Source organism: Tabrizicola sp. (assembly GCF_041913445.1).
Classification (GTDB): Bacteria; Pseudomonadota; Alphaproteobacteria; order Rhodobacterales; family Rhodobacteraceae; genus Tabrizicola.
In genome coordinates this window covers 39,883-48,634 of record NZ_JAYSFG010000024.1, presented here as the reverse complement: position 1 = coordinate 48,634, position 8,752 = coordinate 39,883, and the positions used below count along the sequence as shown (strand labels likewise).

The following is an 8,752-nucleotide window of genomic DNA, read 5'->3' as shown; positions in this document are numbered from 1 at the left end:
TCGGGTGCGTGGATCACCGGCACGGCCGCGCTGGAATTGCGCCACATCAACGGCAGACGCTCACTCTCTACCATGTGCATCGGCGTGGGGCAGGGCATCGCCATCGCGCTGGAACGCGTGTGAGTTGCCCGCTCTCCTGTCCAGTCAGATCGAATCCTTGAGGAGGCGAAGTGCATAGGGGGCAGCCTTCCCGGGTGGCGGTCACGCGATTGTCGCCGCTAAGGGAGATTGCACATGGTCGAGATTGTCAGGGGCAAGGACGTCACCATCCCGTTCCATGCGTCGTTGTGCGTCCACCCTGCCTATCATCCATCCCCAAGTTCTGTTGATCTACGTGCAATTCAGAAAATCGCGAAAGACCAATCCTACCGCTGCCAGTGACCTATTTTGGCGATCATAAACGGCTCGTTTGAAGATAACCCGCTCATTGCTGTAACGCTCGGCAACCGATCAGGAAGGCGCGAAAGGCTTACAGATATCCGCAACGGCCCTTGAACCATGCCACTTAGGTTCTCGGTCTCACCCAGATTGTCGCGCAATAATTTAGGCAAGGTCGCACGGCCAACCCTGCCATCGGCTCGCTTCCTGCGCTTACATGCCATTCGTCTTAACCGCGGCGAACAGCCGCTTTCCGCCCTCTGCGCCCCAAGATCTGTGCTGGTGGCACATAAGCCTTCCTCAGATCGGCACCGCCGATCACTCTATCGGAGATAGGCCCGGAGGCGCACCTGCGCCGTGGCAGGCCCTCGGAAAGTGAGGCCGAAGCCTCACCCGAAGGGATCGTATTCCGAGACGATCACGACCTCGTCGCCGTCGATTTCATCGGCGGGAACAGCGCCGAAGGTTCCATCTCCTGCCCGGAAAACGACGATCGAGACCATGAGCGTGGCGGCGAGGGAGGCGGCGAAGGCGTGTGCATCTTTGCGGGACATCTGTTTGGCTCCTGTCTTGGAGGCGGGGGACCATCCCCCGCGCGACAGGACCCCGCAGGCCCGAAGACTGGCTGACATCACCGGGTGCGTTCGGCTCGCCCGAATCCTCCCGGCGGCACGGGCTTGCCCGTAGTCCGACCCCTTTGCGGGTTGATCTCGAAGACGGGATTCGGGGCAAGGAAGGGAATGGCGAGCGGGGGATGGTCCCCCAACGTCAGGAGCCGGTTGTCCCGCTGATGCTTCGAAAGCCGCCAGCCTCCTAGGCAGGCTCTTGGTTGACGATCATCCGTCCCGAAGGATGGAGCCTTGGCGCCCGCGCAATATCGCGGGCAGAGGGAGTGGTCGGTGAGAGGTCCGCCCTTCGGCAGGCCCCTCACGCATTGTCAGGGCTCAGGCGGCCAGGTCCGCGCCCCCTGCCCTATCGCCGTCTTCATAACCGACGATTTCCAGCCGCGCGTTGCGATAGCCCTCCCGTGCAATCCAGAGCTCGGCAGCGGTGAGGGACTCCGCCAGATGCAGCAACTCGGTGTTGCCGCCGAAGTCGAGGAGCACGCGGACCTGCTCCGACTTCGGTTCCTCGGCCACCTCGAAGATCAGACGACTGTCCGCCGAATGACTGCGCATGATGGTGACGAGAATGACCCCGTCGGAGGAGAAGTTGCCTTCATGCAGCGTGAAGGAGGCCGGTGCCGTCCAGGTCGGATATGCCCTGGGCGGTTCCTTCTTCACGAGGCGGCCGACGCCGTTCGAGCGCTCCCAGGCCGCGAGCTTCTTGGTGAAACGTGCCGGCGGCTTCGGGCTGCCGTCGGTGTAGCGGATCAGTGCCCCCAGAGGGGCTGTGTCGATGATGGTTGTTGCAGACATGATTCCTCATCCTGAATACGAGTGCTCGCATTCATCATATTGATATTGCTGTGTTTTGTGGGGGTGAGGGCGGGTTTCCCCGCCCCCGGATGGCTCAGATCATTCCGCAGCCAGCATCGACGCGTCGCCGCCGGCCAGGTCAGCCGTCAAGAAGGCGGGGAGATCGATGTCATCGGGCGCGCTCGCGTCCTCCCCCTGCCCTTCTGCAATCCTTAGGCCGTCGCCTGCCGCCAGATCAGCCCGGCGCAGGACCTCGGGCAACCAACCGCTGCCCTTGAGCAGCCGCTCAGCCTCTGTGGCCATCTCACCCTTCTTGAGGTGATCGAGAAGCTGCGCAGTCCCCTTCCCCTTCGCCTCGCGCACAGCCTCGAGGATCCGGGCCTTGGGCACGCGGTTGAGATAGCCATCGACCGTCGGCTCCCAACCTGCCTCGACCATGTCGAGATCGACCGCGCGGGCCACGAGATCGGCATGTGCCATGCGGCGGGTCAGACCGCTGGCGGAGATGCCTGCCCCATAGGGGTTCACCTTCTCATGGAGCGCGTTGATCCCGAAGCTGAGGCAATGCGCCAGGAGCGCGAGACGGCTGCCCTGATCGAGCACGGTCAGATAGTCCCAAAGCGCGGCATCATCGCCGAGGGGCAGATCAGCCTCCCAAGCTGCGTGACGCTCGTCGACGAGCTTGGCCACGACGCTGTCCTTCAGATCGGGCGCCTGCGCCGACATGTAGACGTATCGGACAGAGGCTTCGAGGCAGCTGCCCGAAGCAGAGGAGGTGCGGAAGGTATCCGTGACCAGCTTCAGGAGGAGAAGCGTCAGCGCGACGTCCGGCGACCGTCCGATAGCCTCACGCAGCGCGAGGGTCCGATGGGCCGTCAGTTCCATGACCAGCCGCTCAGGCAACGGCTTCAGCGCCCCGTCGTCTTCCTCGTCGGATGCGTCCGCGCCGATCGGGTGACCGCCCGAGGTTATGACGGTGGCGCCAGCGGAGGTCGCCGATGGTTTCCAGTTGGAAACACCGAAATCACCCCCCTGCCCCATGGCATCCGCACCATCATCCTCCTGTACCGCGGTCTCCTCGCGCGACTCGTCTTCGGGCCGGACATAGCCGCGATAGATCGCAAGGCTGCCGTCCCGATCTAGCGTCACGAAGACGCCCGCCCGCGCAACCTCGGCCGGATCGTAGATCAGGGGCCGCTGTTCAAGCGCTTCCATCGCCATCTCGAGCTGACCAAGCCGAGCATCGATCTCCTCGGGGTACTCGTCTTGGCCGGAGTATTCCTCCTCCAGCGCCCGATACTCTGCGAGGAGCGTCGCGTGGGACGCGCTTTCCTCGTCGGTCATCGGCGCAGGATCACCGGCCAGACGCCGCAGGCCGTGGCTGTAGCCATAGGGCAGGTCGGTCGCCACCTCGATCCACTTCCAGCCCTCCGAGGTCAGCGCATCGGCTTCGGCCTGAAGCTTCTCGGAAACCAGCCGGTCGAGCAGGGCAGGGTCCTCGAGCCAGCCACCGTCATCACCTTGGAAGAGATCGCGCAGCACGACACCGCCTGCCGCTTCATAGGCATCGACACCGACGAAGACAGCACGACGATCGGACGCCCGGATCGAGGTTTCCGTCAGCATGCGCCGGATGGCGTAGGGCTCCTTGTTCCAGGAGTTCTTCACTGCTTCCCAGACCTGCACCTGACGCGCATGATCCGGGTTCACGGTGAAGGCCATCAGCTGTTCGAGCGTCATGCCATCCTCGGCATAGACATCCAGGAGGGTAGGGGCCACAGAGGCGAGCTTCAGGCGCTGTTTCACAATCTGCCGGGTAACGAAGAAGGCCGCGGCAATCGCCTCCTCGCCCTGACCCTTCTCGCGCAGAGCCTGAAACGCACGGAACTGGTCGAGCGGGTGCAGGGCCACGCGCTGTATGTTCTCTGCCAGCGAGTCATCCTCGGCCAGAATCTCGGACGCGGCGTCCCGAACGATGCAGGGGATCGGCGCGGTCTTGGCCAGCCGCTTCTGCTTCACCAGGAGCGACAGCGCCTGAAAGCGGCGGCCACCGGCGGGGATCTCGAACATACCGGTCTCGACCCCATCCGCATCGAGCACAGGCCGGACGTTCAGGCTCTGCAGGAGCCCGCGCCGGGCGATGTCCTCGGCCAGTTCCTCGACCGAGACGCCGGCCTTGATGCGCCGCACGTTGGACTGGCTCAGCACGAGCTTGTTGAAGGGGATGTCCCGCGACGGGGACAGGACGACGTTCTGGGTTGCTTTCGCCATCAGATCTTCTCCACGACGGGCGTCGGAAGCCACTCTCCCGATCTCACTTCCCGTCACCCCTCAACCCCCAACCTTTCCCTCTCTTCGTCGGTCTTGACCGCGGTCAAGACGTGTAAGCTGCATGCTCTATGCGCGCAGGATCGTTTCAAAGTATGCCTCGGGCTGCCTGATCGCTTCCCCCTTCCCCAACAGGTAGTCCAAGATCAGCAAAAGCCGTCCAGCCCCAGCTTTCTGGAGACCGCGCATCAGTTTTTCTTGGTGTATTCTAAGCAATCGACCGATATCGAAGAGAACGCGGTTGAGGGCTTCGCCTGTTCGTGGCGGGTCTGGGAAGAAGTCCGCGACATGTGAAAAGTCCGTCCATGCCATTTTTGCAGGGTCCCGGTTCATGGTCGCTGCCCCAATGCTTTGGGAAGCGTTGGTCTGCTTCACGTGCGTGGCTTTCTTTATATGTTCTTTTTTTTCAGACTCTATCTGCCGGTCATTTTGTCCGTTCCTGGCGGACATTTTGCTCGCGTACTCACGGCCGAGGGTTTGGTCTTGCGATTGCACTCGGTTCGCACGGGTGTTTGAATCGCGGCACTCTCCGTAGCTCCGCTTGGCGTTGGCTCCGAGCTCGCGGAGACCAGCGATGATTTGCAAGACTGTGTCGGCAGTCAGGGTTGCTCGACGAAGCAGGTTTCGGATCGTTTCCAGTGAAGCCAACCGTGCGTCATTGAGCTGTTCGTCTTGAAGGAGGGACGCGCGCAGCGCTAAGGCTTCTGCCTTGAGGGAGCGCAGGCGTTCACGTTCTTCCGTGACCTTCGATGCTCTGGCTGCAAGAGCGTCGTGGCTCTGCATTAGCGGACCCAAGTCGATCCCAAACGCATCCCTGATGATGCCTCCGTAGCGGAGAGGGAAGCGTTTCCCGTTCGCTGAACTCTTTCGCTGGATGAGTCCCGCAGCCTCAAGGCGCCCCAGGCAGCGGCGAAGCGTTCTCTCATCGATGCCGTTTGCGCGCTCTGATAAGGAGGCGTTAGAAGGGAACACAACGGTCAGCTGGCACTGTGTTTCACCAGAGTTGGGGCTCTGATTGCGCGGAAGAAAGCTGATGAGCGCTGTCAGTACGGTGACGTCGTTGCTCGTGAGGTTCAGGTCTTTCCGAAGAACCCGCACCGGCCCCAGAAGCTCGTAGGGGTTAGAGCAGGCAATAGCTGCCTGTTCCGCCAAGGCGGTTCGTGCTTGAGTGACATGTCTCATGGTGTTTCGGAAGAAAAAGCTTCCCCGGTCACCGCGAGCGGTGTTGAACTCGATTCGTTTTGGGGGTATCAATCAGGTGTCGAGACTGATTGAGGCCCTTCGGAAGCACCGCTTTCGGGGGGTCTTTCCTTTTCTAGCCCGTCCTCCTTTCGTTTTCTGCTCGTTGCTTTTGATGTCTTGACCGCGGTCAAGACACGGGGTCGTCATTCTGGGTTGTCTTGACTGCGGTCAAGAAGCTCCCCGATCAGCTTTCGGATGGCGTCTTCGACGCGCGGGGCAAGGTCAGCGTCCACATCGATTGTGATGCGGTTGCCTTTGCGGCCGATCTTCACGCGCTCACCTTGCTCAACCTTGGGTGTAGTTGCCTTGGTGGCCGTGAGCAGCGTAATCGCTGCGTCAAGTCGGTCTGGACCGGGCAATGTGCGGGGGATTTCACGTGCAACTTCCCTGGCTCTCGAGACGTCCTTCTCGCACAGCCTGAAAAGCTTCTCCCAGACCCTCCGACCAACGCCATGTGCAGGTCCGATGGCCTGAATCAGCTCCATTGGAATACCCGTCGCGATACGGTTCATCCGAGAGACGAGAGACTCATCGATCTGGAGTGCCCGATAGGCGATGGTCTGGGCGTTCTTGCGCGTTTCGTCTGTTTTCCCAAGTTCTCGAATTATCCCGGCGACGAACAGAGCCCTCTCGATAAACGAGGGGTCTTGGCGGGCATTGTTCTCCACGCCTTGGGCGATCAGAGCTTCCTCTTCGGTCATTTCCATGACCGTGGCCCGCACCTTCTGACCTAGCTCACGACAGGCGAGAAGCCTGCGGCGCCCATAGACGATCTCAAGTGCGCCATCCTGGGTTCGGCGGACAAGAATGGGAACTTTTTGTCCGTGTTCTCGGATCGAGGACACAAGTTCTTCGAGGCCATCGCTCGGATCGATACGATCCATGACCGCGGACATCCGAACAGTGCTCGGGTCGATCAGGCGCGTGGCGTGCTTGTCTTCTTCCAACACCGATGCTTGCGCTCGAGCTACAGTTGGGCTCGTGCGCTTCAGATCGAGATCCGCATCCTCATCCGACGTTGACGCTTTACCCATCGCGTTCTTGAGGGAATCTCCGAAGACCTTACGCGCCATGGCTACGCCCCCATGCCTTGAGGATTTCGCGCTCAACTTCGTCGGTCACGCGTGAAACGGACTCGATCGCACGCTCGTATGTTCTGCGGTTCACGTCGCGAGGTTCGACCTCAAAGATGCTCTGTTGGGTGTTTGCAGCGTCGCCTACCGCCGTCGATTTAAGGAACTCGGCCGGAAGGACCGCATCGCCAAGGACCGTCCGAAGCAGAGACGAGATCTGGACCTGTGGACCGTCGGTGTTCTCGTACCGGGTGATCAGCACCCGAACGAAGTTCAGGCCGTGCTCGGGAGCATGCGCCTCGACGACGCCCATCAGGTTGCTCGCCATGCCGAGAAAGCTTGCCAGAGACATCACATCAAGCATGGACGCGTTGAGCGGGATCAGGACCCCAGTGGAAGCAAAGAGGGCGGAGATCACCGAGAAGTTCAGCTGCGGCGGGGTGTCGAAGATCACCACATCATATCGGCTCAGGACAGGCTCAAGCGCTTCACGGATCCGACTGTGGAAGGTGGTGGCGCCGTGTCTGAAGCTCAAAGCGACCTCGAACTCGTACTCCATGATGTCCATGGAGGCCGGGATCAGATCCACTGTCGGGAAGTTCGTCTTGCGAATGATATCGGAGGCGGGCAGGGGACCTTCCGAGCGGATCAGATCGTAGGAGGTCGGCATGTCCGGATCGAGTTCAGGGGTCACCCCGAACAGGTTCGTCAGACTTGCCTGGCTGTCGAGGTCGATCAGCAGGACCCGATAGCCGCGAAGGCCCAGCAGCTGACCAACATGAGCCACGGTCGACGTTTTTGCGGACCCGCCCTTCAGGTTGAAGATTGTCACGACCTGGCACGGTTCGCCGGCTCTTCTGTGAGGGTGCTCATCGGGCTTGATCCTACCCGTCTCAAGAAGGACGCGTTGGGCCTCGACCATTTCTCCGGCAGAGAAGCTGCGGCGGTTGCCACCCTCAAGGATGCCTTCGGGAAAGCCCTCGAGGTTTGACACATGGTGGCGGAAGGTGTTCTGGTTGATCCGAAGGAGATCAGCCGCTTCACGCATCGCGAAACGACGGAGACCTTTCTGGGCATCCGGTGGGAAGGTTTCCTGCGCATGTTCACGCAACCGGCTACCGAGCCGCTTGGACATGACGTCGAATCTTTGAGAGGCCCGTATCCCGCTCATCACTGCCCTCAAGTCTTTATTGTTTTGCAGACCTTAACAGTTTTGGCGATTAAATCCAGCCCGAACTGTTGAACGACCTAAGGGCGTTGAGGCGGCCTATTTCTGACGAGATAAAGCTGTTAAGTATCAATGCTTTGGGTGACCCTGTTCGTAGATCACTTCAACAGTTCGTGGCCCGGGATGTCGTGGCCACAACATGTATTGTGGACGCCTACGTAACGACGATCTTCAGAATCGCGCGGTCGATTCCCGCAACTTCACTCAAGCAACCCCAGCCTCTCGGCTCGTTCCAGCAGCATCTTCACGGATGACGGCTGCCAGCTTGTCCGCCCACGGGGCGTGCGCTCGCGCATCGCCTCCAGCCGGGTGCAGATCGCCTGAAGCGTGATGTCGGGATCCGCGCCCTTGATTGCGGCGACGATGGCGGGCAGGCGGTCGTCGGTTTCGCGTCGGCCGGCACGGCCCAGCACAGTTTCGGGCAGGAAGCCGTCGCGGACGTAGGCATTCACGGCGCGCAGCAGGCGGCTTTGCGTCCAATGCCGCTCATTGGGCAGGGGGCCGTTGATGATGCGCAGCACATCCTCCCAGGCCATGTCGGGCCGCAGGCGGCGGACATGGGGCACCCAGTGCTGGGCCGTCTCGTTCAGCCGTTCCATGTAGCCGTGCTGGCGCGCCAGCCGCACCTTGCGAAGCGCCGCGGGATCGCGAGCGCGCAGACCCGGGTTGCCACCGACCCGCCCCTTGCTGCGCGCCGAGGCCAGCCCCGCCTTCGTGCGTTCGCGGATTAGAGCGCGCTCGAACTCGGCCGCGGCGCCCAGGACTTGCAGGGTGAATTTGCCCTGCGGCGAGGACGTGTCGATGGGATCGGTCAGTGAGCGGAAGTAGGCACCTTTCGCCTCAAGCCGCTCGATCACCTCCAGCAGATGCGAGAGGGACCGCGCCAGGCGGTCGATCCGCACGACGACCAGCGTGTCGCCTTTGCCGATCCGGTCCAGCACGCGGGCCAGCACTGGCCGCGTGCGGTTCCCGCCCGAGGCCTGCTCCTCGTGGATCTCGACGCAGCCCGCGGATTTCAGGGCCTGCGACTGGGGCAGGGGGGTTTGATCCTCGGTCGAGACGCGCGCGTAGCCGATCAGGGGCAT

At 61.7% G+C, this 8,752-nt stretch carries 7 protein-coding genes and 1 pseudogene; 1 reads left to right on the top strand and 7 read right to left on the bottom strand.

Annotation, left to right across the window (positions count from 1 at the left end; all coding sequences use genetic code 11):
* Nucleotides 1-123, top strand: a pseudogene (locus ACE3Q6_RS19520) (3-oxoadipyl-CoA thiolase); the annotation flags it as partial.
* 644 nt (nucleotides 124-767) lie between these two features.
* Here ACE3Q6_RS19520 and ACE3Q6_RS19515 read toward each other — a convergent pair.
* The 7 genes from ACE3Q6_RS19515 to ACE3Q6_RS19485 form a co-directional block, all read right to left on the bottom strand.
* Nucleotides 768-932, bottom strand: a complete 165-nt coding sequence (locus ACE3Q6_RS19515) for a hypothetical protein (protein ID WP_189382791.1) — start codon at nucleotides 930-932, stop codon at nucleotides 768-770.
* Nucleotides 933-1,322: 390 nt separating this feature from the next.
* Nucleotides 1,323-1,796, bottom strand: a complete 474-nt coding sequence (locus tag ACE3Q6_RS19510) for a hypothetical protein (protein ID WP_161763798.1) — start codon at nucleotides 1,794-1,796, stop codon at nucleotides 1,323-1,325.
* A 99-nt stretch (nucleotides 1,797-1,895) separates the two neighbouring features.
* Nucleotides 1,896-4,067, bottom strand: a complete 2,172-nt coding sequence (locus ACE3Q6_RS19505; protein WP_161763797.1) for a ParB/RepB/Spo0J family partition protein — start codon at nucleotides 4,065-4,067, stop codon at nucleotides 1,896-1,898.
* A gap of 126 nt (nucleotides 4,068-4,193) precedes the next feature.
* Entirely contained in the window at nucleotides 4,194-5,306 is a 1,113-nt protein-coding gene (locus tag ACE3Q6_RS19500) for a helix-turn-helix domain-containing protein (protein WP_374436097.1), read from the bottom strand.
* 203 nt (nucleotides 5,307-5,509) lie between these two features.
* Entirely contained in the window at nucleotides 5,510-6,439 is a 930-nt protein-coding gene (locus tag ACE3Q6_RS19495; protein ID WP_161763795.1) for a ParB/RepB/Spo0J family partition protein, read from the bottom strand.
* Nucleotides 6,429-7,574 carry a plasmid partitioning protein RepA gene (gene repA / locus ACE3Q6_RS19490; RefSeq protein WP_161763794.1) on the bottom strand — a complete coding sequence of 382 codons (1,146 nt, stop codon included), beginning with the start codon at nucleotides 7,572-7,574 and terminating at the stop codon, nucleotides 6,429-6,431. Before repA ends, ACE3Q6_RS19495 begins: the two co-directional genes overlap by 11 nt.
* Nucleotides 7,575-7,867: 293 nt before the next feature.
* Nucleotides 7,868-8,752 carry a recombinase family protein gene (locus ACE3Q6_RS19485; RefSeq protein ID WP_161763793.1) on the bottom strand — a complete coding sequence of 295 codons (885 nt, stop codon included), beginning with the start codon at nucleotides 8,750-8,752 and terminating at the stop codon, nucleotides 7,868-7,870.